Source organism: Streptomyces sp. NPDC054047 (assembly GCF_055585065.1).
Genome location: NZ_JBVJKV010000014.1, coordinates 238,304 through 263,768, shown reverse-complemented (window position 1 = coordinate 263,768; position 25,465 = coordinate 238,304). Strand labels below are relative to the sequence as shown.

22 protein-coding genes and 1 tRNA gene are annotated in these 25,465 nt (G+C 70.3%); 10 read left to right on the top strand and 13 right to left on the bottom strand.

Features of this window, described 5'->3' with window-relative positions; all coding sequences use genetic code 11:
- Positions 1–661: 661 nt before the first annotated feature.
- Both cutA and ACZ6ZP_RS38220 read right to left on the bottom strand, forming a co-directional pair.
- Positions 662–982 carry a divalent-cation tolerance protein CutA gene (gene cutA, locus ACZ6ZP_RS38225; protein ID WP_469410250.1) on the bottom strand — a complete coding sequence of 107 codons (321 nt, stop codon included), beginning with the start codon at positions 980–982 and terminating at the stop codon, positions 662–664.
- Positions 979–1,590, bottom strand: coding sequence for a helix-turn-helix transcriptional regulator (locus ACZ6ZP_RS38220; protein ID WP_469410249.1), 612 nt, complete (start codon positions 1,588–1,590; stop codon positions 979–981). Before ACZ6ZP_RS38220 ends, cutA begins: the two co-directional genes overlap by 4 nt.
- A 161-nt stretch (positions 1,591–1,751) precedes the next feature.
- Between ACZ6ZP_RS38220 and ACZ6ZP_RS38215 the strand changes: the two genes are divergently transcribed.
- The 4 genes from ACZ6ZP_RS38215 to ACZ6ZP_RS38200 are packed head-to-tail and all read left to right on the top strand — an operon-like array spanning position 1,752 to position 4,877.
- A complete protein-coding gene (locus tag ACZ6ZP_RS38215; protein WP_469410248.1) occupies positions 1,752–2,120 on the top strand; it encodes a hypothetical protein in 369 nt (122 codons plus the stop codon).
- The gene (repSA, locus tag ACZ6ZP_RS38210; protein ID WP_469410247.1) at positions 2,117–3,541 is read left to right on the top strand and encodes a replication initiator protein RepSA; all 1,425 of its coding nucleotides are present in this window, start codon (positions 2,117–2,119) and stop codon (positions 3,539–3,541) included. The genes ACZ6ZP_RS38215 and repSA overlap by 4 nt, the downstream gene beginning before the upstream one ends.
- Positions 3,542–3,543: 2 nt before the next feature.
- Positions 3,544–3,753 (top strand): excisionase family DNA-binding protein, encoded by a 210-nt coding sequence (locus ACZ6ZP_RS38205; RefSeq protein WP_469410246.1) that lies wholly within the window; start codon positions 3,544–3,546, stop codon positions 3,751–3,753.
- Positions 3,753–4,877 carry a tyrosine-type recombinase/integrase gene (locus ACZ6ZP_RS38200; protein ID WP_469410245.1) on the top strand — a complete coding sequence of 375 codons (1,125 nt, stop codon included), beginning with the start codon at positions 3,753–3,755 and terminating at the stop codon, positions 4,875–4,877. The genes ACZ6ZP_RS38205 and ACZ6ZP_RS38200 overlap by 1 nt, the downstream gene beginning before the upstream one ends.
- 90 nt (positions 4,878–4,967) lie before the next feature.
- Here the strand turns inward: ACZ6ZP_RS38200 and ACZ6ZP_RS38195 are convergent.
- From ACZ6ZP_RS38195 to ACZ6ZP_RS38185, 3 genes are all read right to left on the bottom strand, one after another.
- Positions 4,968–5,040: transfer RNA gene (locus tag ACZ6ZP_RS38195), tRNA-Arg, on the bottom strand.
- Between the two features lie 85 nt (positions 5,041–5,125).
- A complete protein-coding gene (locus tag ACZ6ZP_RS38190; protein WP_351162805.1) occupies positions 5,126–7,207 on the bottom strand; it encodes a pectinesterase family protein in 2,082 nt (693 codons plus the stop codon).
- 173 nt (positions 7,208–7,380) lie between these two features.
- Positions 7,381–7,830: a MarR family winged helix-turn-helix transcriptional regulator gene (locus tag ACZ6ZP_RS38185; protein WP_399981349.1), complete on the bottom strand. Its 450-nt coding sequence runs from the start codon at positions 7,828–7,830 to the stop codon at positions 7,381–7,383.
- Positions 7,831–7,977: 147 nt separating this feature from the next.
- On the opposite strand from ACZ6ZP_RS38185, the gene ACZ6ZP_RS38180 reads away from it, so the two are divergent.
- The gene (locus tag ACZ6ZP_RS38180) at positions 7,978–9,675 is read left to right on the top strand and encodes a DHA2 family efflux MFS transporter permease subunit (RefSeq protein ID WP_383819206.1); all 1,698 of its coding nucleotides are present in this window, start codon (positions 7,978–7,980) and stop codon (positions 9,673–9,675) included.
- Here the strand turns inward: ACZ6ZP_RS38180 and ACZ6ZP_RS38175 are convergent.
- From ACZ6ZP_RS38175 to ACZ6ZP_RS38165, 3 genes are all read right to left on the bottom strand, one after another.
- Complete coding sequence (locus ACZ6ZP_RS38175; RefSeq protein WP_351162809.1) at positions 9,651–11,561, bottom strand: helix-turn-helix domain-containing protein; 1,911 nt, start codon at positions 11,559–11,561, stop codon at positions 9,651–9,653. The genes ACZ6ZP_RS38180 and ACZ6ZP_RS38175 overlap by 25 nt on opposite strands.
- Positions 11,562–11,623: 62 nt before the next feature.
- Positions 11,624–13,018, bottom strand: a complete 1,395-nt coding sequence (locus tag ACZ6ZP_RS38170) for an MFS transporter (RefSeq protein ID WP_469410244.1) — start codon at positions 13,016–13,018, stop codon at positions 11,624–11,626.
- 90 nt (positions 13,019–13,108) lie between these two features.
- Entirely contained in the window at positions 13,109–13,927 is an 819-nt protein-coding gene (locus ACZ6ZP_RS38165; protein WP_351162813.1) for a 3-hydroxybutyrate dehydrogenase, read from the bottom strand.
- 352 nt (positions 13,928–14,279) lie between these two features.
- Here ACZ6ZP_RS38165 and rho point away from each other — a divergent pair, with 352 nt between their 5' ends.
- The gene (gene rho, locus ACZ6ZP_RS38160) at positions 14,280–15,491 is read left to right on the top strand and encodes a transcription termination factor Rho (RefSeq protein ID WP_361466278.1); all 1,212 of its coding nucleotides are present in this window, start codon (positions 14,280–14,282) and stop codon (positions 15,489–15,491) included.
- A gap of 9 nt (positions 15,492–15,500) precedes the next feature.
- Here the strand turns inward: rho and ACZ6ZP_RS38155 are convergent, their stop codons facing one another.
- Entirely contained in the window at positions 15,501–16,784 is a 1,284-nt protein-coding gene (locus tag ACZ6ZP_RS38155) for a M6 family metalloprotease domain-containing protein (protein ID WP_366462334.1), read from the bottom strand.
- 307 nt (positions 16,785–17,091) lie between these two features.
- Between ACZ6ZP_RS38155 and ACZ6ZP_RS38150 the strand changes: the two genes are divergently transcribed.
- Together ACZ6ZP_RS38150 and ACZ6ZP_RS38145 are read left to right on the top strand one after the other, a co-directional pair.
- A complete protein-coding gene (locus ACZ6ZP_RS38150; RefSeq protein ID WP_351162819.1) occupies positions 17,092–17,748 on the top strand; it encodes a TetR/AcrR family transcriptional regulator in 657 nt (218 codons plus the stop codon).
- Between the two features lie 141 nt (positions 17,749–17,889).
- Positions 17,890–19,398 carry an MFS transporter gene (locus ACZ6ZP_RS38145; RefSeq protein ID WP_351162821.1) on the top strand — a complete coding sequence of 503 codons (1,509 nt, stop codon included), beginning with the start codon at positions 17,890–17,892 and terminating at the stop codon, positions 19,396–19,398.
- A gap of 31 nt (positions 19,399–19,429) precedes the next feature.
- Here ACZ6ZP_RS38145 and ACZ6ZP_RS38140 read toward each other — a convergent pair whose 3' ends face one another.
- Entirely contained in the window at positions 19,430–19,945 is a 516-nt protein-coding gene (locus tag ACZ6ZP_RS38140; protein ID WP_351162823.1) for a MarR family winged helix-turn-helix transcriptional regulator, read from the bottom strand.
- A gap of 120 nt (positions 19,946–20,065) precedes the next feature.
- On the opposite strand from ACZ6ZP_RS38140, the gene ACZ6ZP_RS38135 reads away from it, so the two are divergent.
- Positions 20,066–20,848: a dioxygenase family protein gene (locus ACZ6ZP_RS38135; RefSeq protein WP_361466287.1), complete on the top strand. Its 783-nt coding sequence runs from the start codon at positions 20,066–20,068 to the stop codon at positions 20,846–20,848.
- Positions 20,849–20,882: 34 nt separating this feature from the next.
- On the opposite strand, the gene ACZ6ZP_RS38130 is transcribed toward ACZ6ZP_RS38135, so the two are convergent.
- Together ACZ6ZP_RS38130 and ACZ6ZP_RS38125 are read right to left on the bottom strand one after the other, a co-directional pair.
- The gene (locus tag ACZ6ZP_RS38130; RefSeq protein WP_351162827.1) at positions 20,883–21,914 is read right to left on the bottom strand and encodes a questin oxidase family protein; all 1,032 of its coding nucleotides are present in this window, start codon (positions 21,912–21,914) and stop codon (positions 20,883–20,885) included.
- A gap of 81 nt (positions 21,915–21,995) precedes the next feature.
- Positions 21,996–22,538: a GNAT family N-acetyltransferase gene (locus tag ACZ6ZP_RS38125; protein ID WP_469410243.1), complete on the bottom strand. Its 543-nt coding sequence runs from the start codon at positions 22,536–22,538 to the stop codon at positions 21,996–21,998.
- A 184-nt stretch (positions 22,539–22,722) separates the two neighbouring features.
- Between ACZ6ZP_RS38125 and ACZ6ZP_RS38120 the strand changes: the two genes are divergently transcribed.
- Positions 22,723–23,730, top strand: coding sequence for a sigma-70 family RNA polymerase sigma factor (locus tag ACZ6ZP_RS38120; RefSeq protein ID WP_351162831.1), 1,008 nt, complete (start codon positions 22,723–22,725; stop codon positions 23,728–23,730).
- Positions 23,731–24,409: 679 nt separating this feature from the next.
- On the opposite strand, the gene ACZ6ZP_RS38115 is transcribed toward ACZ6ZP_RS38120, so the two are convergent.
- Positions 24,410–25,414: a helix-turn-helix transcriptional regulator gene (locus ACZ6ZP_RS38115; RefSeq protein WP_469410242.1), complete on the bottom strand. Its 1,005-nt coding sequence runs from the start codon at positions 25,412–25,414 to the stop codon at positions 24,410–24,412.
- Positions 25,415–25,465 lie beyond the last annotated feature (51 nt).

Sequence of the window (25,465 nt, the reverse complement as noted above, 5' to 3'; positions counted from 1 at the left end):
CGGTAGATGCCTCAGCCGTGGCGCACCTGTCTTTTGAAACCCAAAGCTGTCCTGTGGGGTCCGTGGCGAGACCTGGCGTGCCGACCACGGGGCGGTGCCTGCCCCAGCCGGACCTAGGCGCTGTGGGGCACGGGGGCATGGGATGGGGCGGGGTATCAGGCTCGGTCTGGTGCATCGGCCCTTGGCGGGCCAGAGCGTGAAACAGGGATCATCCCAAGGCATCGAAGGTGGTGGGGGCCGGGGGCCGGGGCCGGCGACCGCCGGAGGCAGGGGCGCAGGCCCCGAGTCCCCGAGCCCCCACAGGCCCGCGTGTGGGCCGGTGGGGTGTGATCCCAAGTAGCGGCGGCCGGAAGAGCCATCAGGCCAGCGCTCCGGATGGCCGGAGGCCAAGAGACCCCCGCTCCCCTTCCCGAAGACCCCAGGGACTCAACCAAGCTGTAGGGCCAGGCAAGGGGCTGTGGTGCTGTCCTGGGGGTGGCGAAGCATGGGAGAGCTGAGGTTCCCCGCGCTGCTGCTGAAGGGTTCTGTTCATTCCAAGTGCGCCACGGCTGAGGCATCTACCGAACCCCACAAGCCGAAGACCCAGGTGGGGGCCATGGGCCACCCCTCCCCCGCCCAACGGGCGGGGGCTTGATGAGGTAGAGAAACCCGTAACGGGCGCCTACCCCGGGCTCGACTGCGCGATGATCCACGCGCGATAGTCAGACGTCGTGTCGTTGATCGGCACCGTGATCACGCTGGGCACCTCGTAAGGGTGCTCGCGTCGTGTCCGGGCGATAATCTCCGGGACTCGGTCCGGCACGGTCCGCACGGTGGCAAGTGCTTCGCCCGCGTCGTGAACTTCGCCTTCCCACCTGTAGATCGACCTGATGGGGGAGACATGTCCGACAGCGCAAAGCCGGTCGGACACGAGACCTCGAACGAAGGTCGTCAGCCACTCGGCATCCGGTGCTGTGATCAGTACCGCACAGACGTCTGTCACAGGGGTGTCCCCTGATCCTCACGGAGCTTCGCGTTCAGTTCTAGAGCTTCTTCTTTGGTGCGTGCCGCAGTCCCCCACCCAGTCATGATCTTGCCGTCATAGGCCAGACCCACCCAACGACCGGACATGTTGATCCCGTGAGGGTGCAGCACGAAGTACAGAGTCCCCTTGGAACGTATCGGCCCCTCGTTCGCCACGTACCAGCCCATGAGGACCTCCTGGTCCCACAGGCGAAGCTCACCACGCCAGTGGAAGCCACCCCGCTCGACGCTGAGTCCTCGGGCAACCGTGTCGAGGTGAATCAACTCCTCTTGCTGAGCGAAGTTGACTTCTTGCACGGCGACGGCCTCTTCGCCACCCCTTGAGGTCTGCCACGACATCCACCAGGTGCCCGACAGGTCGATTCGGTGCGCGGGTTGGCCAGCCAACTCGTTGACCGTGATTCCCAAGGCGTGCGCGATCGCGACCGCGACGGGTAGCACCGGCTGTTGCTCACCCGCTTCGTACCGCCTGATCTGGCGCCGGTCGACGCCTGCGGCTGCGGCCAACTCGGCTTGGGACATGCCCAGCTCGCCGCGCCGCTTGCGGATCACTTCGTGTAGCTCCATGCCTTCATTCTCGGGGGGCGACTTAGTCCTTGACAAGCGGACACATCCGTCCCCACCATGAGAGGCAGAATTAGTCCCCCCAAGGGGACTAATAAGCAGGGAGCGGCTTCCCACCGCCAAGTAGTCAGCCGCTCCCCAGACCCTCAAGGGGCTTCACCATGATGCCTGCGACGCTGCCCGCTCCGCATCCCGCGCCTGCTGCCCGCTTTCACGTCACCATCTCGCACGTCCGAACCTGCCCCGCTTGTGGTGACGCGACCTGCACCGACCCGGTTGAGTGCCTGTACTACCTGACCTCGCGGCCGTGGGCTGACTGCGAGATCTGCGAAGGCTCCGGGTTCGCTGGGGACTACTCCCCGCTCGACGTGTACTGCCCGATCTGCGGCGGCTTCGGCCTTGCCGAGTACGGAGTAGGTGAGATCACTGAGTCCGAGATCAGCGAGAGCGCCAAGCAGCGGCACGCCGCTCAGGTGACGCGCGTCCTCGGTCTGTTCAAGGCCACCGCTCCGAAGCTGGCGGTGGTCGCATGACGGTCTTCCCCGTCGCCCCTGAGGCCGTCGCCGGTGCTGCCGCCTCCATGGGCACCGACCCCTTAACTCTCGCTGATCTGTTGCGGGTTGCGAACGCGCCGGGCTTCGACCGCTGGCAAGAGCAAGTACGCCGGACCGGCGGCTGTGCCCATCCGATCCGCCTCCAGGGGCAGACCGTCACCCGTGACGCCAAGACCGGGGATGTCCTGTACTCCTACAGCACCGAGCACGAGCCGGGCGGCATGCTCCGGGTTGCCTGCGGCAACCGCCGGGCCTCGCGCTGCCCCTCATGCGCCTGGACCTACGCCGGGGACGTCTACCACCTGATCCGCGCCGGGATCACAGGCGACAGCAGGATGGGCATCCCCGGACAGATCCGCCAGCACCCCGGCGTGTTCGCCACCCTCACCGCCCCCTCGTTCGGGCCCGTCCACAACCGTCCCGAGTCCGGCCGCTGCCGCTGCGGGAGCTCCCACGCCGACGATGACCCGGTGCTCGGTACGGCGCTCGCCCCAGGCCGCTACGACTACGCGGGAGCGGTGCTGTGGAACAACCATGCCGGGGACCTGTGGCGCCGTTTCACGATCTACCTGCGCCGAGAAGTCGCCGCCCGTGCGGGCCTGACTCAGTCGGTCCTGAAGGAGGTGTGTCGGGTCTCCTTCGGCAAGGTCGCCGAATTCCAGAAGCGCGGCGCCGTGCACTTCCACGCCGTGGTGCGCCTCGACGGTCCCGACGGGCCCGGCTCCCCGCCCCCGGCCTGGGCGACCGTCACTCTCCTGGATGACGCGATCCGTGCCGCTGTCGAACGGGTCGCCGTGCCGGTGCCGTCCGTCGGCGCCTTCCGCGCCCGGACACTGCGGTGGGGCTCGCAGGTCGATATCCAAGCGATCGGCGGCATGGACGGGGTGGAGCTGACAGATCAGGCGGTGGCCTCCTACGTCGCCAAGTACGCCACCAAAGCAGCCGAGACCACCGAGACCGTGGATCGCCGGATCGGGGAGCTCTCCGAACTCGACAAGCTGCCCCTGCCCTTGCACACACGCCGGTTACTTGAGGCGTGCTGGGTGCTCGATGATGCCTACCCGGACCGGCTCCTGTGGCGCTGGGCTCACATGCTCGGCTTCCGTGGGCACTTCATGACCAAGTCACGGGCCTACTCCACCACCCTGAGCGCACGCCGACAGGTCCGCGCCGACTACCGCGCCCGACAGGAACGCCGCGAACGGGGCCTGCCAGAAGATCTCGACGACTCGGAGTGCTCCACGCTCGTGCTCGCGCACTGGACCTACGCCGGGCAAGGCCACACCCCCGGCGAATCCTGGCTCGCCGCCTCCATCGCACGCGAGATCCAAGAGAACCGCGAGATCGCTCGTGACGTGCTCGCAGATATGCCGGATCTTGAGGCAGAGGGGGAGCGGTGACGATGGATCGACTCCTGACGGTGAAGCAGGTTGCCGAGGTGCTCGGCACTGGTGTGCGCTTCCCCCGGCGCCTGATCGAAGAGCGTCGGATCACGTTCGTCAAGGTCGGTAGGCACGTCCGCATTCCTGAGAGCGTGGTGTCTGCCTACATCGCGGAGCACACCGTTGAGCCGGTGATCGTCAGTCCTGGCGTGCTTCGCAGGGCGGCCTGATGGCAAACAAGCAGGGCAGACGACGCCGGTTCGGTTCCGTCCGGCAGCTCAAGTCCGGCCGGTGGCAGGCTCGATACCGTGATCCGAGCACAGGGCAGCTTCGAAGCGCGGAGGACACGTACGCGACCAAGACCGATGCCGAGGTTGCACTGACCCACATTGAGGCGGACATCACTCGTGGCCATTGGTCCGACCCCGACGCGGGAAAGGTCCACTTTCGTGGATACGCCAAGGCATGGCTTAGTGATCGCAAGTTGGCTGCCCGTTCCCGCGAGCGACACGAGTCGGTGATCCGGTTGTACCTGCTGCCGACCTTCGGTGAGCGTCCGCTGTCCTCGATCACGACGGCTCAGATCCGGGCCTGGCGCACGGCATGTCTAGCGCGGACCGGTGAGCCGACCGTGGTCAAGGCGTACCAGATCATGCGAGCGATCCTGAACACGGCCGTTGATGACGAGCTGATTCGGCGCAACCCGTGCCGGATCAAGGGAGCCGACCGCTACGACGTGCCAGAGCGCCCCGTTCTCACCGTGGTTGAGGTGTACGCCGTGGCCGACGCGATCACTTCGCGCTACCGGCTGCTCGTCCTCCTGGCGGCCTTCACCGGGCTTCGTTTCGGGGAGCTGGCTTCTCTGCGTCGCCGGGACGTTGACGCAACGAACGCCGCGCTCATGGTTCGGCGCTCGCAGGCGGAAATGCAGACCGGAGCTCTCTTCGACAAGGCGCCCAAGTCCGATGCCGGAGTCCGGCCGGTGGCCTTCCCGACCGAACTCCTGCCGGACGTGAAGCACCATCTCGACGCCTACGCGGGACCCGGCCGTGATGGGCACGTGTTCCTCGGCCCCCAGGGCGGGCAGCTTCGGCGGAGCAACTTCCGGGATGACTGGATCAAGGCGCGGAGCAAGGCGAAGATCACGGCTGACGTGCATTTCCACGATCTTCGGCACACGGGAAACACCCTCGCTGCGTCTGGCGCGAGTCTTCGGGAGTTGATGACCAGGATGGGTCACAGCACGCCACGAGCCGCGTTGATCTATCAGCACGTGGTGAGTGGCCGTGATCGTGAGATCGCTGATCGGCTCGGCTCGATGATCCGTAAGACACGGGGTGAGGCAGGCTCCTAGCAGACCTTGTGGCACGTGTGTGGCACGGCCGGGATCATGCGAAAGGGCCAGTTCGAGAGGATCAAGCCTCTGAACTGGCCCTTAGTGCTGTGCCCCCGGCAGGATTCGAACCTGCGACACCCGCTTTAGGAGAGCGGTGCTCTATCCCCTGAGCTACGAAGGCGTACTGGTGCCGCCACGGATGGCGGTTCCAGACAGGGTAGCGGATCGGGGTGGGGCGGCGGTGCGGGGCCGGGGTGGGGTGGGGTTCAGGGGGTCGGGGTCCAGGGGCCCAGCCAGTCGGATATTTCCTGGTTCGCTGCCTGCGTGTCCGTCAGGTGGGGGCGGTCGCCGCTTGCCGGGCCGGAGCCCGCGCCCTTGTTCCTGTACTCCGCGAAGCGGTCGTCCTTCCAGGGGAAGCCGCCCATGTCCGACCACGGGGTGGGCCTGACGGCCGCGCTGAGGGTGGAGTCGCGGACCGTCGTCTGGGGGTCCAGGCTCGCGTCGCCGCCCGCGTGCCAGTTGCGGCCCAGGTGGAAGCTGCGGGCGGACACGTCGCCGGTCACCGCGGTGTTCGTGATCAGGAATCCCTTGCGGTCGGCCGGCGTGCTCGGAGCGGTCACGTAGCCCTGTGACGTGCCGTCCCAGCGCTTCTTGAGGGTGATCACCGAGCGGTCCACCACCGCTGTCGCGCGGCCGAAGATGAAGTCCGTGTTGCCCACGATGTAGGAGTTGCGGACGTAGGCCCGGCCCAGTCTGTCCTTGGCCGCTGTGTCCAGGAGGAGGGTGTCCTGGTCGCCCGTGATGATCATGTTGTCCAGGAACGCCTTGTCGGCCGCCGTGCGCAGGGCCACCGCCTGGTGTCCGGCCAGGTTCTGGTTCGCCTTCTCGTCGAAGTCGTTGGCGATCGTCAGGTTGCGGGCCTGGAAGTCGTCCGCCTCCGCGGCCACGGTCGCGCTGCCCGCGGTTCCGTGGTTCCCGGAGCCGTCCGGCTTGGGGGTGCCCGCCGCGTTGTCGTACACGATCACCGTGTCCTTGCGGCTGCCGCCCGTGCCCTGGAGGGTGACGTGCGGCTTGTTGGCCGGGATCTTCACCGTCTCGCGGTACGTGCCGGGTGCGATGGAGACGATCACCCGCGAGGAGTTGTTCGCCGGGACCGCGTTCACCGCCGCCTGGACCGTCTTGTACCGGCCGCTGCCGTCCTTCGCCACGGTGAGGGTGGAAGCCGTCCCGGCGGCGGTCCCGACCGTCGCGCGCGGACCCGCGCCCGCCTTCACCTTCGCGGGGACGTCCGCCGCCTTGTCGGGCGTGTAGGCGTAGAAGCTCTTCGGGTCGAACGCCGTGCCGCCGCTCTCGTTGCGCCCGCTCGTCCCGGCGAAGACGTTGCCGCGCTGCACGATCGAGGCCGAACCGTCCTTGGTGACCGGGTTGTTGATGCCCTCGAAGTAGCTGTTCTCCAGGACCATCCTCGTGTTGCCGCGCGAGTAGTTCCCGTACGACGAGGTGATGTCCGTGCCCGCGACGTCCTGGAGGTAGTTGTTGTAGAGGTGCGCGTGGGCGACGTTGTCGGTGGACGGGTTGCGCTGCTCGGTCTCGCGCAGCCAGTTGTGGTGGATCGTGATGTCGGCCGTGGTGTTCTCGGTCCAGCCGATGCCGAACGTCTTGTTGTTGTCGCTCAGTTTGTTCCAGGACACCGTCAGGTAGGTCGTGTCCTTGCGGCTGTCTATCAAGCCGTCGGCCATGTGCCGCAGGTCGTTGTGGTCGATCCAGACGTGGTGCGCGCCGTCCATCTGCACGGCGTCGAAGTCGTGTTCCTTGTCGTTCCACGTGCCCGCGTACGAGTCCCGGATCGTGAGGTTCCGGATGATCACGTTGTGTACGCCCTGGCCCAGGAAGAAGCCGCCCCCGACGATCTGGCCCGAGGTGCCGGAACCCACGATCGTCTTGTCGGACGCGACCTTGATCTCCTTGCCCTTCGGGTCCATCGTGATCGCCGCGGCGACCACGATGACGTACGGCTCGGAGGCCGTCGCGTACTTCTCCAGGTCCGCGAGCGTCTTGACGGTGACCGTCTTACCGTCGCGTCCGCCGTACGTCCCCTTCTGGCCCATGGCGTTGACCGACGCGAACCCGTCGGCGACGTCGTCGGCCCAGGCCGCGGAAGCCGCAGTCGCTGCGGAACCCGCCCCGGTGGCCGCCGATGCCCGTGGCCGCGCGTCCTCGCCGAAGACCCCGAAGGCCGTGCCGTACGTCAGCCCCGCCGCGGCCGCCACGGCGACCGGGATGCCGAGTCTCAGGCTCAGCCGGCGCCTGCGGTGCTGGGCCGCGCGCTCGTGCCGGTTCGCTCTCATGTGCCTCATCCGCCCTGGTGATGGTTGGTGTGCGTTGCGCAAGGCAGTCGCCACCACAGGGGGGATTGGTTGCCGCGGCCGCCGCACCGCCGCACCGCCGCACCGCCGATCCGGCCATCCGGCCATCCGGCCATCCGGCCATCCGGCCATCCGGCCATCCGGCCATGAGGCGATCAGGCCGACCCCGCGCCCCGGTCCCGCTCCGCGAGGTCCGTGTCGATCGTCGTCCTCAGGTCCGACAGCAACTCCTCGAACCGCTGGAGGAGTTCGGGCGGGTAGTGGGCCATCGCCGCGTCCATCCGTGCCGCCAGTGGCGTGAAGAACTCGTCGGCGCGCTCACGGATGCCGGGGAGGCTGTGCAGCGTGACCACGCGGCGGTCCGTGTGCTCCCGGGTGCGGACGATGTGGCCCGCGGCTTCGAGGCGGTTCAGGAGTGCGGTCGTGGCCCCCGAGGAGAGCAGGATGCGCTCGCTGAGGCGGGCCGGGGAGAGCGGGGTGCCGCGGTCCTCGGCGACGACGATCTCCAGGAGGGCGTCGGCGTCCGTGGAGTGCAGGCCGAGCCAGACGGCGAAGCGGCGGCTGAGCTCGTTGTAGCGCTCGCCGTAGCCCCGGAGCCCCTCCATCAGGCGCTCGCGCTGCGCCGTCACCTCGCCGGGTGTCGGTTCCTCCGTCGCCACCGCGCCCGCCCTCTCTGGACCCTCTGCCTGCCCGTACTCGTGCTTTGACAACTTACCGGCCCGACATTACCTTCACCGTGGAATTACTTCACCATGGAGGTATCGATCGAGATGCGTGACCCGTCCCCCGACCCGTCGCCCGCCGCACCCGCCCCACCCGCCGCACCCACTGCCCCCACCGCCCGCCGCTGGCTCGGCCTCATCGCCATCGCCCTCGGCGTCGCCCTGATCGTCGTCGACACCACGATCGTCAACGTGATCGTCCCCTCGGTCATCGAGGACCTGGACGCCAATTCGGCCCAGGCGCAGTGGATCCAGGAGTCGTACGCGATCGTCTTCGCGGCGCTGCTCCTGCTGACCGGCCGCCTCGCCGACATCTTCGGCGCCCGCCGGATCTTCGTCGCGGGCGTCGTCGTCTTCGGCGCGACCAGCGTGCTGGCCGGGCTCGCGCCCGGCAGCGGGCTGCTGATCCTGGCCCGCTTCCTGCAAGGTGCGGGCGCGGCGATGATCCTGCCGACCTCGCTCTCCCTCCTGAACGCGACCTTCACCGGCAAGGCGCGCGGCCAGGCCTTCGCCATCTGGGGCTCGACCATCGGCGCCGCCGCCGCGCTCGGGCCGCTGCTCGGCGGCTGGCTCGCCGAACACGTCTCGTGGCGCTGGGCGTTCGGCATCAACGTGCCGCTGTCCGTCCTCGTCGCCGCCGGTGTGCTGCTCTACATGGCGCCCTCTCCCCGGACCAAGGGCCGGCTGGACGTGGCCGGTGCGGTGCTCTCCGCCGTCGGGCTCGGACTGCTCGCCTTCGGGCTCGTCGAAGGGCGGACGTACGGCTGGATCGTCAGCATCGAGCCGCTGGAGGTGCTCGGGGTCAGCTGGGGGAGCGGGCCTTCGCCCGTTCTCGTCGCCCTGGTGCTCTCCGCCGGCACGCTGTTCGCCTTCGTACGGCGGCAGATCGCGCTCAGCCGGGCCGAGGACTCCGCGCAGTCCTCACGTGTCCTGATGGACGTACGGCTGTTCTCGATCGCCTCCTTCCGCAACGGCAACATCGCGACCCTGATCATCGGCCTCGGCGAGTTCGGCATCGTCGCGGTGCTCCCGCTGTGGCTCCAGTTCACCCTCGGCTACAGCGCCCTGGAGGCCGGGCTCGCCCTGGTGCCCATCGCCATCGGCAGCTTCGTCGCGACCGGCGTCAGCTTCCCGCTGGCAGCCAAGGTCTCGGCGCTCGGGCAGGTGCGCATCGGCCTCGCCCTGGAGGTCGTCGGGTTGGCCGGGGTCGGGTTCATCGCCGCCCCGGACAGCTCCTGGTGGGCCGTCGCGCTGATGCTCTTCGCGTACGGGATCGGCGTCGGGTTCGCCACCGCCCAGGTCACCAACGTGGTCCTTGCCGAGGTGCCGCAGGAGAGCGCGGGGCAGGGCTCCGGCATCCAGAGCGCCTTCCGCCAGCTCGGTTCCGCGCTCGGCATCGCCGCCCTGACCACGGTCTTCTTCACCACGCTCAGCACGAATCTGCGCGACCGGCTGAGCGATGCCGGTGTGCCGTCCGGGAAGGCCGACCAGCTCACCGGCGCCGTCACCGACAGTGCGGGCGCCGCCATCGGTCCGCTGGCGGACCGCCCGGAGACCGCGTCCTTCGCCGACGCCGCCCGCTCGGCGATGACCGACGGGGTCGCGCTGGGCGGCTATGTCGCCGCGGGCTTCGTCGTCCTCGGGCTCGTCGCCACCTTCCTCGTCCCGGCTGCCGCCGCGCCGCACGAGGAGGCCGCCGAGGATCAGGACGACGTGGTCCGGGTGTAGGCGTGCAGGCGCAGGGCGAGCTGGATCTCCAGGGAGCGCTCGGGGGACTGCCAGTCGGGCCCGAGCAAGTGGCCGATCCTGTCCAGGCGTTGGACCACGGTGTTCACATGGACGTGGAGGGAGTCCTTCGCCTTGGACTGGCTCATCCCGCAGGCGAAGTAGGCCCGCAGGGTGTGGACGAGTTCGGTGCCGCGCTTGGTGTCGTAGTCCAGGACGGGGCCCAGCGTGCGGCGTACGTACGAGTCGAGGTTCGTGTCGTCGCCGAGCAGTACGCCGAGGAAGCCGAGGTCGGGCAGGTCCGCGCCCTGGCCGGTGTGGCCGAGCGCACGCAGGGCCGACAGGCAGCGCAGGGCTTCCGCGTGGGCCCGGGAGAGGGCCTCGGGGCCGGTGCCGGGGCCCGCCGCGCCGACCGTGACCGGGGCTCCGGCGGCCTGGGTGAGCTCGGTGGCGAGCGCGCGGGCCCGGGAGCCGGTGTCGTCGGCCGGGAGGACCAGGACCACGTGGTCGTGATGCAGGCCGGACAGGCCGTGGCGGGTGCGGGCCGCGCGGGCGGCCGAGGAGAGCAGCAGCCGGCGCGACGCCGCCTCGCTGTGGGCGACGAACACCGCGTGCGGGAGCGCCAGATCGACGTCGAGGCGGCGGGCGCGCGCGGTGAGGCGGCCGGGCGTTCCGGAGAGGGAGAGCAGGTCGCCGAGGAGTTCGCCGCGTACGCGGTCCTCGGCCTCGGCGGCCGAGCGGCGAAGCAGCAGGAGCAGCGCCGTGACCACCCCGGCGCGCTCGAAGAGGCGGCGGTCGGCCTCGCCCAGGTCGGCCCGGTCGGTCAGGGCGATGCTGCCGAGGAGCTCCGGGCCCGCCAGGACCGCGCACACCCAGGTGCCGTCGAGGGGGACGGCCCGGCCGCTGGCGCGCGACGCGGCCACGGCCTTGGCGGGCGGAGTGCGGGGGTCGGCGTCCACGCGGGCCAGTTCCGTGCCGTCCGCGTCGTGGATGAGGGTGCCGCCGTGCAGCAGGGCGCCGATGGCGGTGGCGACCTCCGTGAAGTCGCCGCCGCGCAGCACGAGATCGGTCAGGCGGTCGTGCGCGTCCTCGGCCCGGAGCATGGCCTCGCTGTGCGCGCGGATGGTCTGCGAGGCCGCGTTCAGGTCGACGAGCGCGGCCCGGGTCTCCTCCATGCGTCGCGCGCTGTCGATGGCGATCGCCGCGTGGTCGGCGAGCGAGGAGAGCAGCGCGCCCTCGTCCGGTGTGAAGGCGCGGGCGGTGCGGTCGGCGGCGAAGAGCACCCCGATGACATGGGTGCCCTGCCGCAGCGGCACACCGAGGATGGCGTGCAGGCCCTCCTCCAGTACGGCGCTGTCGATGGGGGTGGTGTGCTGGAACCGGGGGTCGACCTCGTAGTCCCCGGTGGCGTACGGGCGGGCGGTCTGGGCGACGAGGCCGCCGAGCCCCTCGCCCATGCCCAGGCGCAGGTTCTGGAACGCGGCGGAGACCGAGCCGTCCGTCACGCGCATGTAGGTGTCACCTGCCGCCGGGTCGTTGAGGGAGAGGTACGCGACGTCCGTCCGCAGCAGCAGCTTGGCCCGGTGCACGATGGCGCGAAGCACCGCGTCCAGGTCGCGAAGGGCCGCGAGGTCGCCCGCCGTGTCGAACAGGGCGGTGAGCTCGGCCTCCCGGCGCTGGTGCTGGTTGAGGGTGCGGCGCACGCGCAGCGCGGTCTGCGTGGCCTCGTCGATCGCCGTCAGCTCGGCGCCGCTCGCCCCGGCCGCGCGGGCCGCGGCGGCCGGGCGGGCGAACTGCTCGGCGGGGGCGTCCCGGGCGAGCAGGTCGAGCAGCTCGCGCAGGGCGGCGCACGCCTGCTCCCGGTGGGCGGCGTCTGGGGAGCTGGTCATACGACGGGTCGCCTCCGGGAGCGGGGTGCGCGCGCCGGTGGTGCGCGTGCCGGTGGTGCGCTTCAGCTTCCGATTGTCGCCGAGGCCGTGCTGGACGCACCCTCGGGAGCCGGCCGCTGTCCGGCGAGCGAACGGCCCCGGGTCTCCTTGGCCACCAGGACGGTGAGCGTGGTGATCACGACCGTCACGCAGACGTAGAGGGCCACCGGCGTCGCCGAGCCGTAGTCCTTGAGCAGCTCCACCGCGATGATCGGGGCGAGCGCGCCGCCGATGATGGACGCGAGCTGCGAGCCCATCGAGGCGCCGGAGTAGCGGACCTTCGTGTCGAACATCTCGGAGATGAAGGCGGCCTGCGGCCCGTACATCGCGCCGTGCAGGAGCAGCCCGACCGTGACCGCGAGGGTGATCACGGTGAAGGACTCGCTGTCGACGAGCGCGAAGAACGCGAACGCCCACGCCGCCATGCCGACCGAGCCGATCAGGGTGACGGGCCTGCGGCCGATGCGGTCCGAGAGCGCGCCCCACAGGGGGATCGTCACGAAGTGCACGGCGGAGCCGATGAGTACGGCGTTCAGGGCGGTGCTCTTGGGCAGTTCCAGGTGCACGGTGACGTAGACCAGGACGAAGGCGGTGAGGATGTAGTACGAGACGTTCTCGCCGAGCCGGGTGCCGATGGCGGTGAGGACGCCGCGCCAGTTGTGCCGGAAGACCTCGACGACCGGCGCGTCCTGCTTCTCGGCCGCACCGGCCCTGGCGGCCTCGGCCTCCGCACGGGCCTGCGCCTCCAGGAACAGCGGGGACTCCGAGACCGAGACCCGGATCCACAGGCCGATGATCACGAGTACGCCCGAGAGCAGGAACGGGATGCGCCAGCCCCAGGCGAGGAACGCCTCGTCGGACTGGACGGCGGCGAGCAGCGCGAGGACGCCGGTGGCCAGGAGGTTGCCGCCGGGGGCGCCCGCCTGCGGCCAGGAGGCCCAGAAGCCGCGGTTCTTGTCGTCGCCGTGCTCGGAGACGATCAGGACGGCGCCGCCCCACTCGCCGCCGAGCGCGAAGCCCTGGATCAGGCGCAACACCGTGAGCAGGATCGGGGCGCCGACGCCGAGGGTGGCGTGGGTGGGCAGCAGGCCCATCGCGAAGGTGGCGCCGCCCATCATCATCAGGCTCAGGACGAGCAGCTTCTTGCGGCCGATCTTGTCGCCGTAGTGGCCGAAGACGACACCGCCGAGCGGCCGCGCGGCGAAGCCGACGGCGTACGTCAGGAAGGAGAGGAGCGTGCCGACCAGGGGGTCGCTGTCGGGGAAGAAGAGCGTGTTGAAGACCAGGGCGGCGGCGGAGCCGTAGAGGAAGAAGTCGTACCACTCGATGGTGGTGCCGATGAGGCTGGCGCTGATGATGCGGGCGATACCTGGCTTGCCCGGGGTCTTGCCCTGGGCACGCGGCGTTGCGGCTGCCATGGCGTGATCCGTTTCTCGATGGGGACGTACTCGACGGGGACGTAGGGGACGCGGGTGCGGGACGTGAGGTGACGCCGGGGGAGCGGGGGTTCAGCTGGCGGTCCAGCCGCCGTCCAGGGGCAGCGACGCACCGGTCACGAAGCCGCTGTGCGGGCCGCAGAGCCAGAGCGCGGCGGCGGCGATCTCCTCGGGCTCGATGAGGCGCTTGGTGGCCGAACGCCGCAGCATCACGTCGGTGAGGACCTGCTCGGGGGCGATGCCGTGGGCGGCGGCCTGGGCGCTGATCTGGTCCTCGACCAGGGGCGTTCGGGTGTAGCCGGGGCTGAGGCAGTTGCTGGTGACGCCGTGCTCCGCGCCTTCCAGGGCGGTGACCTTGCTCAGCCCCTCCAGGGCGTGCTTGGCCGCCACGTAGGCGGACTTGAAGGGGCTGGCGCGCAGGCCGTGCACGCTGGAGATGTTGACGACGCGGCCCCAGCCGTGCGCGTACATGTGGGGCAGCGTCCGGCGCAGCAGGAGGAACGGCGCGGTGACCATCACCTTCTGGATCAGGTCGAACCGCTCCGGGGGGAACTCCTCGATGGCGGCGACGTGTTGCAGCCCCGCGCTGTTGACCAGGACGTCGACGCGGGTGGGCAGGGTGTCCACCGCGGCGGGGTCGGCGAGGTCCACGGCGTGCGCCTCGCCGTCGATCCCGTCGGCGACGTCCTTGGCCGCGTCGGCGTGCCGGTCGACGACGTGGACGAAGGCACCTGCCGCGGCCAGGGCCACGGCACAGGCCCGGCCGATGCCGCTCGCGCCGCCGGTGACCAGGGCGGTGCGGCCGGTGAGGTCGGTTCCTGCGGCGGCCACGACGGGGGCCACGGCAGGGGAGACGGCGGGGGCGGCACCGCGGGGAGTGGGGCTCGTCATGGCCGGAAACGTAAGGGTGCGCCGGGCGGGGTTCCCATGTGTGGGGCCCACACAACCGGGGAGCACGTCATGTGGGTGGGTGCAGCCGATCGGGTACGAATGCGGTGACCCACGTCATGACGGGCCACCCGAAAGCTGTGCTACCTTGCGAACAGCACGTGTGTACGCCGCCTTCTGCGGCGCCGGTGCCGATCTTCTTTTCTTCCGCCTCATCGAGGCTCCCGCAGCTTTGAAGCTTCCGTATTTCTCCGAAGCACTCTGCCGCAGTTCTTCTCTCCGCCCGACGCACGGGACGTGAACACCCACCGTCCTGCCGGGCCCCTCATTCGCATGTCCGCGAAAGGACCCCATCATGAGTACCGCAACCATCACCCGCGACAAGACCACCACCCAGAGCACCACCACGACCACCACCACGACCGCCGAGACCCGCGCCGTCGCCGCGGCCGGCATCCTCGACGTGAGTCACAACGCCAACGGCCACCTCCGTACTGGCGATTGCCTCCCCGACCCGAACGACGTACAGGTCCCTTCCACGCTCATCCGCCGGTTCGGCCTGCGTGCGGGCGACATGGTGCAGGGCACCTGCGGCAAGGCCCGCACCCTCACCTCCGTCGAACGGGTCAACGGACACTCCGCCGAAGCGCTGCACAGGCGCGCACGGTTCGGCGATCTCACCCCGCTGCACCCCCGTGAGCGGCTGCGTCTGGAGACGCCCGGCGAGGGCGGCGGCAGCATCGCGACCCGGCTCATCGACCTGGTCGCCCCCGTCGGCAAGGGCCAGCGCGGCCTCATCGTCGCGCCGCCCCGCACCGGCAAGACCGTCCTGCTCCAGCAGATCGCCGCCGCCGTCAGCGCGAACCACCCCGAGGCGCACCTCATGGTGGTCCTGCTCGACGAACGGCCCGAAGAGGTCACGGACATGAAGCGTTCCGTACGTGGCGAAGTGCTCGCCTCGACCTTCGACCGGCCCGCCAAGCAGCACATCGCGCTGGCCGAGCTCGCCGTCGAGCGCGCCAAGCGGCTCACCGAGGAGGGCAAGGACGTCGTCATGCTCTTCGACTCCCTCACCCGGCTGTGCCGCGCGTACAACAACGCGGCCTCCAGCGGTGGCCGCACCCTCTCCGGAGGTGTCGACGCCGCCGCCATCCAGGGCCCCAAGCGCCTCTTCGGTGCCGCGCGGCTCGCGGAGGAGGGCGGGTCCCTGACCATGCTCGCCACCGTCCTGGTGGAGACCGGGTCGCGCGCCGACGACTACTACTTCGAGGAGCTCAAGGGCACCGGCAACATGGAGCTCCGCCTCGACCGCGGCATGGCCGAGCGCCGGGTCTTCCCCGCCGTCGACGTCACCCCCTCCGGCACGCGCCGTGACGAACTCCTGGTGCCCGCCGACGAGTTGACGGCCGTACGCGGTCTGCGGCGCGCCCTGCACGGCAGGGACCCGCAGGGCAACCTGGAGGCGATCATCGAACGCCTGCGCAAGACATCGAACAACGCCGCGTTCCTGCGGCAGGTGCAGCAGACCGTGCCCGGCGCGGGCTCCGCCAAGGTCAACGGCGCCTGAGCCGTGCGCTCACGGGCGCGTGACGTGCACCCGGTAGCGGCCCTCGGCGTCGATGTCCGTCACCGTGATGCGGACGCCCGTCCTGCTGTCCGTGAAGGTCTCGCCGGGCTCGTAGGTCGCGTCGGAGAGCTCCGCGTGGACGTTCGGCTGGCGCGTGCAGCCGCCGCTGTCCTTCTTGGAGTCAAAGACGGTGACCGGGCCCTGGCCCGTGTCGACCTCCGCGTCCACCCGGTAGATCAGTACGCCGGGCTTGCAGACCGCCTCGTCGTTGCCGCCGCGGGTGCGCACCTCGACGGCGTACCCCTTGGTCGTGCTCAGCGGCACGAAGGCGAGCTTGGTGCCGCCGCTCGTCGGCAGCGGGCTCAGCGTGTGCTCGGTGGTGCCGGCGTTCGACGCGCAGCTGATCTGGTCGTCGTCCAGCCAGCCCAGCTTCCACTTGTGCCAGGCCAGCAGGTCGTTGTTGGCGCCCCAGTCCTCGCTCATGATGTCCCAGTGGCCGACCGCGCCGCCGCCCTCCTGCGTGTAGAGGTCGGGCAGGCCGAAGACGTGGCCGTTCTCGTGCGGGAGCACGCGATAGCCCGTCTCGCGGTAGTTGCCCGAGCCGTCGTCCTGGCGGCTGTAGACGAAGGACGCGTTGGAGACCGGGACGCCGTCCGCGACGGGCGCCTCGGTGTTGCCCGCGAAGGTCACCGACAGGACCGTGTCGAGCGCGGAAGGGCCCGCGTTCGGCGTGATGAGGATGTTCACCAGGTCGTACTCCCGGAAGTCCACGTCCGGGTCGGCCTCCGCCACGATGTCCTTGACCAGCTCGCGGTAGCCCGGATCGAAGGGGGCGCCGCGCTCTATCCCGTACTGCTTGAAGCTCTTGGGCATCCGCAGCCAGTCCTGGACCGGCGACTCGGGGCGGTAGTCGAGCCGTCCGTAGGAGCTGGTGCGAAACCACTCCGACGTCTGCGGGAAGAACTCCGCGAGGCGGTCGAGCGCGCTGCCCTCGCCGGGCGCGTCCGAGAAGTCGACCATGAGGTTCAGGGCCCGGACGGTGCCCGTGGAGCGGGAGTAGCCGGCGGGGGTGGGCATGCCCTCCGACATCTGGACGCCCATCGTGCCGTTGATCATGCACGGGCTGAGTGTCGTCGCGCGGGCCAGGGAGACGGGGCCCGCCGCCGTGGGGGACTCCTCCATCAGGCGGCCGGTGCTCGCCGATGTGGTGACCGTGAAGGCAAGGACGGCGCATGTGGCCAGTGCCGCGCCACGTCGCGCTCCGCGTATCTGCCTCCAGGTCGGCTGCTGCATGCGTGGGCCTTCCCCTTGCGGCAGCCGCCGGTCCTGGCTGCACCCTTTCGATCACCCTCTGCCGCAGGGTGCGCGGGCGCTCGCTGGGTGCGACCGATCGTGGGTTTCTCCCGTACGCAGGCGTGACGCGCGTCACAGAAAGAAACTCGGGCGGTGGGAAATATCCGGGGACTGTCTCCCCGTTTAGACCTGTGTCCGAGCGAAACGGGGAGTGATTCCCCGCATCGCGTCCGAGGCTCCGGCACCGCCGCGAACCCCGGTCAGCAGCTTGATCGCCAGCTTGATCACCAGCTTGAGGAGAGCCGTCGTGGAGACCGCCGCCGCTGCACAGCGCCGCACGCCCCGCCCGCGGGCCGACGCCCTGCGCAACCGGGAGCGGATCGTCGCCGCCGCACGCGAGATGTTCGTCGAGTTCGGCCCCGACGTACCGCTCGACGAGGTCGCCCGCCGGGCCGGCGTCGGCAACGCCACGGTCTACCGGCACTTCGCCGACCGTTCCGAACTGGTCCACCAGGTCGTCCTGCTGGTCACCGAGCGCGTCTCGGCCCACGCCGAGGAGGCGATCGCGGCGGCCGACGCCGACGCGAGCGTCGCGTTCGATGCCCTGCGCCGGTTCGTGCACGCCTCCGCCGACGAGCGGATCGGTGCCCTGTGCCCGATGCTCCAGACCGCCTTCGACCCCGATCACCCGGATCTGGTCGACGCCCGTGAGCGGCTCGAAGCCGTCACCGACGGGCTCATGCAAAGGGCGCGCGCGGCCGGGCAGCTGCGCACCGACATCGCCGTCGGAGACCTGATGGTCGCCCTCTCCCAGCTCACCAGGCCGCTGCCCGGCACCGCGTGCCTGAACATGGACCGCTTCGTCCACCGCCATCTCCAGCTGTTCCTCGACGGCCTGATGGCGCCGGCCCGATCCGAACTGCCGGGTGCCTCGGCGACCTTGGAGGACCTGCGCCAGTCCTGAGTCCTGCCCGGCCCCACTCGACTTCGCCGTACGCGGCACACCAATAGAGCCGCACGCGGCACACCAACAGACGCAGCACCCGACACACACGTCTCTTTACGTCACTTTTTTCACCACTCGTATCGCTAGGTGGCTACTCCCATGTCAGAAACAGATCCCAGGCGCTGGAAAGCGCTGATCTTCATCGCGCTCGCGCAGCTGATGGTCGTCCTCGACGCGACCATCGTGAACATCGCGCTGCCCTCCGCCCAGCAGGACCTGGGCATCTCGGACGGCAACCGCCAGTGGGTCATCACGGCCTACGCCCTGGCCTTCGGTGGTCTGCTGCTCTTCGGTGGCCGCATAGCCGACCTCTGGGGCCGCAAGCGCACCTTCGTGACCGGCCTGATCGGCTTCGCGGCGGCCTCCGCGCTCGGCGGCGCCGCGACCGGCGAGGCCATGATGCTGGGCGCCCGCGCTCTTCAGGGTGTGTTCGGCGCGCTGCTCGCGCCCGCCGCCCTCTCGCTGCTCGCCGTGATGTTCACCGATGCCAAGGAGCGCGCCAAGGCGTTCGGCATCTACGGTGCGATCGCCGGTGGCGGTGGCGCCGTCGGCCTGATCCTCGGCGGCTTCCTCACCGAGTACCTGAACTGGCGCTGGACGTTCTTCGTGAACATCCCCTTCGCCGCCGTCGCCGCGCTCGGCGCCTACTTCGTCATCCGTGAGCCGGCCGGCGCCCGCAACCGCTCGCCGCTCGACATCCCCGGCGTGGTCCTCTCCACCCTCGGCCTGGTCGCCCTGGTCTACGGCTTCACGCGCGCCGAGTCTGCCGGCTGGTCGGACTCCCTGACGATCGGCATGTTCGTCGGCTCCGCCGTCCTGCTCGCCGCGTTCGTCCTCACCGAGGCGAAGGTCAAGTCGCCGCTGCTCCCGCTGCGCGTCCTGACCGAGCGCAACCGCGGTGGCGTCTACCTCTCGCTCGGCCTCGCGATCATCGCGATGTTCGGCCTGTTCCTGTTCCTCACGTACTACCTGCAGATCGTCCAGGGCTACTCACCGGTCAAGACCGGCTTCGCGTTCCTGCCGATGATCGTCGGCATGATCACGGGCTCCACGCAGATCGGCGCCCGCCTGATGACCCGCGTCGCGCCGCGGCTGCTGATGGGTCCGGGCTTCGTGCTCGCCGCCCTCGGCATGCTGCTCCTGACGCAGCTCGAGGTCGGTTCCTCGTACGCCGGGCTGATCATGCCCGCGCAGCTGCTGCTCGGCCTCGGCATGGGTACGGCGTTCATGCCCGCCATGTCCCTGGCCACGCACGGTGTCGAGCCGCGTGACTCCGGTGTCGCCTCCGCGATGGTCAACACCTCGCAGCAGGTCGGCGGCGCCATCGGCACGGCTCTCCTGAACACCATCGCCGCCTCCGCCACGACCGCGTACGTCACCTCGCACGCGGCGGGCGCGACGACTCCGGCCGCGCAGAAGCTGATGCAGGCCGAGGCCATGGTCGAGGGCTACACCAGCGCGATCTGGTGGGCCGTGGGCATCCTCGTGGCCGCCGCCGCGATCGCCTTCGCCCTCATCAACACCGGCGCCCAGGGCGGCACTCCGGCCGCCTCGGGCGACGCCGAGGGTGTCGAGGACGAGATCCGGATTCCGGTGGTCGCGCACTGACCCCGGGCGACCGGCACACCCGGCAGGGGGCCTAGCGGAGCCAGGGCAGGTCCGCCCCCGCCTCCTTCGGCTGAAGTCCCTCGGCGACGATCACCATGATCTCGCCGAGGGACTTCTGCTGTTCCGGGGTGAGCCGGTCGAAGAGTGCCTGGCGCACGGCGGTGACATGGCCGGGCGCGGTGCGGCGCAGGACCTCGTACCCGTCGTCGGTGAGTATCGCGAACTGGCCGCGCTTGTCGGAGGGGCAGTCCTCGCGGCGCACCCAGCCGTTCTTCTCCAGGCGCGCGATGGCGTGCGAGAGGCGGGACCGGGTGATCTTGGTGTTTCTGGCCAGCTCGGTCATGCGAAGACGGCGCCGCGGGGCGACGGAGAGCTGGACCAGGAGACCGTAGTAGATGTGCGGCATGCCGGCGTCGCGCTGGAGCTGGCGGTCGAGGTGATCCTCCAGGAGTGTGGTCGCCTGTAGATAGGCGAGCCAGGTGCGCTGTTCCTCGTCGTCGAGCCAGCGCGGTTCCCCGTCCGGGGGAGAAGTGGGTGCCGTGTCCATGTACTCCACTGTACGCAGCCCTTTCTTGAAAGTTAAACAATGCAGGAGTAGGGTCACCCTCAAGCAAGAGCTTGAGAGTTCAAGTAAGCCGTTCTGTGTACTTCTCTCGGAGGCGTCGCCATGACCGCAACCCAGGAGCGCATGCCCGCCCTGTACCTCAGCCACGGCGCCCCGCCGCTGGCCGACGACGCGCTCTGGCCCGACCAGCTCCGCGCCTGGTCGGCGCAGCTGCCGCGCCCCAAGGCCATCCTCATGGTCTCCGCCCACTGGGAGGAGGCCCCGCTCGCACTCGGCGCGACCGAGGTGACGCCCCTGGTGTACGACTTCTGGGGCTTCCCCGAGCACTACTACCAGGTCACGTACGCAGCCCCGGGCGCCCCGCAACTCGCCGATTCCGTACGCAAATTGCTGCGCGGGGCCGGCACGCCGGTGCAGGACATCCCGGATCGCGGGCTCGACCACGGAGCGTACGTCCCGCTCGTCGAGATGTATCCGGACGCGGACGTCCCCGTGCTCCAGATCTCCCTGCCGACCCTCGACCCGCGGCGCCTGCTGGACATCGGCCGCAAGCTGGCCCCGCTGCGGGACGAGGGCGTGCTGATCGTCGGCAGCGGCTTCTTCACGCACAACCTGGCGGCGCTGCGCCAGGGTGGTACGCCGTCGTGGTCGGTGGAGTTCGACGCCTGGGGGCACGAGGCGCTCGACGCGGGCGACGTGGACGGTCTCCTCGACTTCCGGCACAAGTCCCCGGCGGGCGAGCTCGCTCACCCGCGTACGGAGCACTTCGCGCCCTTGTTCGTGACGCTGGGGGCCGCCGAGGCCTCGGGGGATCTCGGCGGGCAGCGGAGCGTGATCGACGGATTCTGGATGGGGCTCGCCAAGAGGTCGGTGCAGTTCGGCTGACGGGTGTGCCGATCCGGCTGACGGGCGTGCCGCTCTAGGTGAGCGGCTCGCTGATCTCGATCGCGCGCAGGGCGGATGCCAGGGCCTGCTCGTCGCCCACGTCCAGTGCCGTGTCGGTGAACTTGATGACGTGCTCGTCGCCGTGCGCCAGGGCCCGCTCGAAGACCTCCTCGGGGGCGAAGGTGCCGGGCGGTGTGTACGCGACCGGGACGTCCGGCGCGTACATCGAGGTCACGGCGGCCGAAGCCGTCCAGGCCGCGTGCAGGCTCGGCGCCCACAGGGTGCGGGGCAGCGCGGGCAGGGCACGCAGCACGGCGTTGGGCGCGGTCGCGGCGTGCACCAGCATCGTCTCCTCGCCGTGGCCGTGCGTGGCGTACCGGTGGGTGGCCGCACGCACCAGCTCGGTGAGCCTGCGGTGCGCCTCGTCCGGATCGCTCACACCGGCCGCCCACGCGGGAAGCCCCGCGACCCGGCCCAGCCTGGCGGGGAAGCCGCCGCTGCCCCGGTCCGCGATCGGCTCGACGGCGTCCAGGGCGGCAGCCGCGGTGCCTCCCGGCTCGTGCGGCAGGAGCTCGACGCCGGTGACGGGGTGGTGGCGGGCGGCCCAGTAGCCGAGGCCGTGGGCGAGTTCCGCGAGGCGGGGTTCGGTCTCCGGCCCGGTCAGGAGGGTGCGGACCGCGTGGCCCACCCGGATCACCGGGTGCGTGGAGCCGCCGTACATGCCCGGCAGCAGGCGCGGCCACCACACGGCGAGGACGTCGCGCCACGGGCGTTCGTCGATCTCCCTGCCGAAGTACGCGATCCAGTCCGCCGCCCGGCGCGGATCGCCGATGGCCTCGCGCCAGGTGTCACCGGTGATTGTTCCGACCGCGTTCGGGTACTCCTCCAACTTCGGCGCGTACAGCTCGAGCCAGCGGTGGACATCGCCGGAGCGGCCGTGCGCGGCGAGCGCCTCGACGGCCATCGGGGCGTGGTTGGTGAGCCGTCCGAGCCGCTCGGGGCCCCAGGCGTGCAGGCGCTTCAGGGCTTCGTCGAGGGTGCCTGTGGTGTCGGCTGTGGCGTCCATGGAGGCACGGTAGGCGGGGCGCGAACAGGGGCGTAACGGCCTTGCGGCCTAGGACGGGACCTAGGCCGTGACCTGCGGGACCTAGGTCCCGCTTGGGCGCTGGGGGCCCAGGGGACGCTCGTACCAGGCGACGTCCCAGTAGCGGCCGAACTTCCGGCCCACCTCGCGGTACGTGCCGACATGGCGGAAGCCGAAGCGTTCGTGGAGGCGGCCCGAGGCGTCGTTCGGCTGGGCGATCCCGGCGTAGGCGCGGTGCAGGTCCTCGCCGTCCAAGGCCTCGAAGAGCGCCTTGTAGAGCAGGGTGCCGATGCCGCGGCCCGCGGCCTGTGGCGCGCAGTAGACGCTCACTTCCACCGAGGTGGCGTAGGCGGGCTTGGCCCGGAAAGGAGAACTCGTGACGTACCCGAGGATCAGGCCGGAATCCCTCTCCTGGGCAACCAAGAGACGGTGGGGGCCGTCTTCAGGATGGGAGAGCAGCCAAGGGCGGCGCTCTTCCGGCAGGCAGACGGCCGTGTCGAAGGTGATCGCCGTCTCACGTACATAGTGGTTGTAGATAGCGGTCAGGGGCCCCAGATCGGCCTCAGTGCCCGGCCTGACCTGCACCTCTGTACGTTCCGACGGCATCTGGCCTCCCTTTGTGGCGGCACAGGGTACTGCAACGTCAGGAAAATAGATGCGCGGCTTGGGAATTCTGTCCGGATTCCAGTCGTTGTTTCCATCGGAAGCAGGGCACCCGGAAGGGTGTGGTTTCCACCACAGAGGCCCGTGAAAAGGGCCGACCAGGACCTCCACACGCAAGGGAGCACGCATGGCAACCCGTGCCGTCGCCCGTCGTAAGTCCGCCACCTCCGGCGAGACCGACGCGGCACGCAGTGTTCGCGCCGTAGGCGGGGAGATCGCCGACCGCGACCTGGTCGGCATGTACCTCGACGAGATCGCGCGTACGCCGCTGCTCGACGCCGCCAAGGAAGTCGAGCTGTCCCAGATCATCGAGGCCGGTGTGTTCGCCCGGAAGATAATCGACGGCGAGGTCGAGAGCTCCGGCGCCGGCGCGAAGGCGTCCCGCGAGGAGCTGGAGGCGCTCGTCGCCGACGGCGAGCGGGCCAAGGACGTCTTCATCCGGTCGAACCTTCGGCTGGTCGTCGCTGTGGCGCGACGCTATCCGCGCAGCGGTCTGCCGCTCCTCGACCTGATCCAGGAGGGGAACGCGGGCCTGGTGCGCGCGGTCGAGAAGTTCGACTACGCCAAGGGCTTCAAGTTCTCCACGTACGCCACGTGGTGGATCCGTCAGGCCATCACGCGCTCCATAGCCGACCAGTCGCGCACCATCCGTCTCCCCGTCCACCTGGTGGAGGAGCTGGGACGGATCCGCCGGGTGATGCGTGAGTTCAACCGCAAGCACGGCCGCGACCCCGAGCCCGCGGAGGTCGCCGCGGAGCTCGACTCCACGCCGGCGCGTGTCACGGACGTCCTGGACTGGGCCCGCGACCCGGTCTCGCTGAACATGGGCGTGGACGACAACGGGGACACGCAGTTCGGTGACCTCCTCGAGGACACCTCCGCGGTCTCGCCCGAGCAGTCCGTCCTGACGCTGCTGCGCAGCGAGGAACTGGACGACCTGATCGGCCGCCTCGACCAGCGCACGGCCTCCATCATCAAGATGCGGTACGGCATCGAGGACGGCCGCGAGCGGACCCTCACGGAGGTCGGCAAGCAGCACGGTCTGACGCGGGAGCGGATCCGCCAGATAGAGAAGCACGCGCTCCTGGAACTGAAGAAGCTGGCGAGGGACACGGGCTTCGACGCGGCGGCTTAGGCGGCGGCCTGCTTGACGGTTCCTTACAGCTGAGCGGGGCGGGGCCTGGGCGGGGCCTGGGCGCGGCCCCGCGAAGCCGCCCAATAGCTGAGCCCCGGTGCCATCCCCCCCGGCACCGGGGCTCATTTCTTTGCCTTGCGGCTGGTGGGCGGGTCCCCTTTCCCGCGCTCCGCGCGGAGGCCCCGCTCCCCGGGTGTGTCCTCGCGCTGGGCACGGGGGCCGCCCGCCCATGGGGTGCGGCCTCGCGCTTCGCGCGGAGATGTTCCGTCCACCGGGTTCTTTCCCGCGCTCCGCGCGGAGTTCTCCCGCCCACCCACCCGATTACCCCGGGGCAATGGGTGGGTGGGAGGGAAAGATCCGCGCGAAGCGCGGGAAGGGGTTGGCACCCACGGCCCGCTGGTAGGAGATCCGCGCAGAGCGCGGCGAAGGGGTTGGCACCCACGGCCCGCTGGTAGGAGATCCGCGCGAAGCGCGGGAAGGGGTTGGCACCCACGGCCCGCAGGTAGGTAAGAGATCCGCGCAGAGCGCGGCGAAGGGGCGGCACCCACGGCCCGCAGGGGAAGGATCCGGGCGGCGCGTGTAGGGGAGGGCCCTCTCCACGGCCTGCGGGGAGAGCCCTCGGCGCCACCTCCGCGGCCCGCGGGGCGGACCCACGGCCCGTGGGGTGAAGCACACGGCCTCAGTCGGAGGCGGCCGCCTGGGTCATGCGGGAGCCCAGCTTCCGGAGGGAAGCCAGCAGTTCCGGTGGGCCGTGGGCCACGAAATCGCAGCCCGCCGTAGCCAACCGCACCGCCAGCCAGTCGATGGAGTCCGTCACCTCCGAGCGGAGCCGGCACGACGTGGCCGTCACGGGCTCCGGAGTGCCGAGCGCCGAGGGGAACGCCCCCGCGACAACCTCCGCGGACGCGGCGAACGTCACGTCGATCGCGTACGAAGGCTGGCCCCGCCACATCGACCGGCGGATGAACTCCGCCGCGTCCCCCGTGGGCAGCTCCCGCGGGACGAAGCGCGCACCGGTAGCGAAGGGCGACGACACCCGGTCCACCCGGAAGGTGCGCCAGTCGTCGCGGTCGATGTCGTACGCGACCAGGTACCAGCGCCGTCCCGTCGACACCAGCCGGTGCGGCTCCGTCAGGCGGCGGGACTCGGTGCCGTCGCCGGAGCGGTACGCGAAGCGCAGACGCTCCTGGCCCGCCGCCGCGGACGCCATGACCGTGAGCGTCTCGGGCGCGATGCTGGCGCCGTCCCCGCTGGTCAGCGGGGTCGTCGCGATCTGGAGGGTCTGCACCCGGTGCCGCAGCCGCGAGGGCAGGACCTGCTCCAGCTTCGCCAGCGCCCGCACCGACGCCTCCTCCACCCCCTCCACCGCGTGCCCCGCCCCCGCCCGCAGGCCCACCGCGATCGCCACCGCCTCCTCGTCGTCCAGGACGAGCGGCGGCATCGCCTTGCCCGCGACCAGGCGGTACCCACCGGTCGCCCCCTGGCTCGCCTGCACCGGATAGCCGAGGTCCCGCAGCCGGTCGATGTCGCGCCGCACCGTGCGGCGGCTGACGCCGAGCCGGTCCGAGAGCTCGCCGCCCGGCCATTCGCGTGGGGTCTGGAGGAGGGAGAGGAGCTGCAGCAGCCGAGCCGGGGTGTCCGTACCGCCGGACCGTTCGGAGGTCGTGCCGGAAGTCGAAGTCATGTCACACAGGATGCCGCCCATCTAGGACATCTTCTGGCCTATATGACTTCT

What these genes read in the sequence shown, in the direction of transcription:
- ACZ6ZP_RS38220 (WP_469410249.1), bottom strand. Translation starts at nt 1,590, where the DNA reads ATGGAGCTACACGAAGTGATCCGCAAGCGGCGCGGCGAGCTGGGCATG.
- ACZ6ZP_RS38215 (WP_469410248.1), top strand. Translation starts at nt 1,752, where the DNA reads ATGCCTGCGACGCTGCCCGCTCCGCATCCCGCGCCTGCTGCCCGCTTT.
- repSA (WP_469410247.1), top strand. Translation starts at nt 2,117, where the DNA reads ATGACGGTCTTCCCCGTCGCCCCTGAGGCCGTCGCCGGTGCTGCCGCC.
- ACZ6ZP_RS38205 (WP_469410246.1), top strand. Translation starts at nt 3,544, where the DNA reads ATGGATCGACTCCTGACGGTGAAGCAGGTTGCCGAGGTGCTCGGCACT.
- ACZ6ZP_RS38200 (WP_469410245.1), top strand. Translation starts at nt 3,753, where the DNA reads ATGGCAAACAAGCAGGGCAGACGACGCCGGTTCGGTTCCGTCCGGCAG.
- ACZ6ZP_RS38190 (WP_351162805.1), bottom strand. Translation starts at nt 7,207, where the DNA reads ATGAGAGCGAACCGGCACGAGCGCGCGGCCCAGCACCGCAGGCGCCGG.
- ACZ6ZP_RS38185 (WP_399981349.1), bottom strand. Translation starts at nt 7,830, where the DNA reads ATGGAGGGGCTCCGGGGCTACGGCGAGCGCTACAACGAGCTCAGCCGC.
- ACZ6ZP_RS38180 (WP_383819206.1), top strand. Translation starts at nt 7,978, where the DNA reads ATGGAGGTATCGATCGAGATGCGTGACCCGTCCCCCGACCCGTCGCCC.
- ACZ6ZP_RS38175 (WP_351162809.1), bottom strand. Translation starts at nt 11,561, where the DNA reads ATGACCAGCTCCCCAGACGCCGCCCACCGGGAGCAGGCGTGCGCCGCC.
- ACZ6ZP_RS38170 (WP_469410244.1), bottom strand. Translation starts at nt 13,018, where the DNA reads ATGGCAGCCGCAACGCCGCGTGCCCAGGGCAAGACCCCGGGCAAGCCA.
- ACZ6ZP_RS38165 (WP_351162813.1), bottom strand. Translation starts at nt 13,927, where the DNA reads ATGACGAGCCCCACTCCCCGCGGTGCCGCCCCCGCCGTCTCCCCTGCC.
- rho (WP_361466278.1), top strand. Translation starts at nt 14,280, where the DNA reads ATGAGTACCGCAACCATCACCCGCGACAAGACCACCACCCAGAGCACC.
- ACZ6ZP_RS38155 (WP_366462334.1), bottom strand. Translation starts at nt 16,784, where the DNA reads ATGCAGCAGCCGACCTGGAGGCAGATACGCGGAGCGCGACGTGGCGCG.
- ACZ6ZP_RS38145 (WP_351162821.1), top strand. Translation starts at nt 17,890, where the DNA reads ATGTCAGAAACAGATCCCAGGCGCTGGAAAGCGCTGATCTTCATCGCG.
- ACZ6ZP_RS38140 (WP_351162823.1), bottom strand. Translation starts at nt 19,945, where the DNA reads ATGGACACGGCACCCACTTCTCCCCCGGACGGGGAACCGCGCTGGCTC.
- ACZ6ZP_RS38135 (WP_361466287.1), top strand. Translation starts at nt 20,066, where the DNA reads ATGACCGCAACCCAGGAGCGCATGCCCGCCCTGTACCTCAGCCACGGC.
- ACZ6ZP_RS38130 (WP_351162827.1), bottom strand. Translation starts at nt 21,914, where the DNA reads ATGGACGCCACAGCCGACACCACAGGCACCCTCGACGAAGCCCTGAAG.
- ACZ6ZP_RS38125 (WP_469410243.1), bottom strand. Translation starts at nt 22,538, where the DNA reads ATGCCGTCGGAACGTACAGAGGTGCAGGTCAGGCCGGGCACTGAGGCC.
- ACZ6ZP_RS38120 (WP_351162831.1), top strand. Translation starts at nt 22,723, where the DNA reads ATGGCAACCCGTGCCGTCGCCCGTCGTAAGTCCGCCACCTCCGGCGAG.
- ACZ6ZP_RS38115 (WP_469410242.1), bottom strand. Translation starts at nt 25,414, where the DNA reads ATGACTTCGACTTCCGGCACGACCTCCGAACGGTCCGGCGGTACGGAC.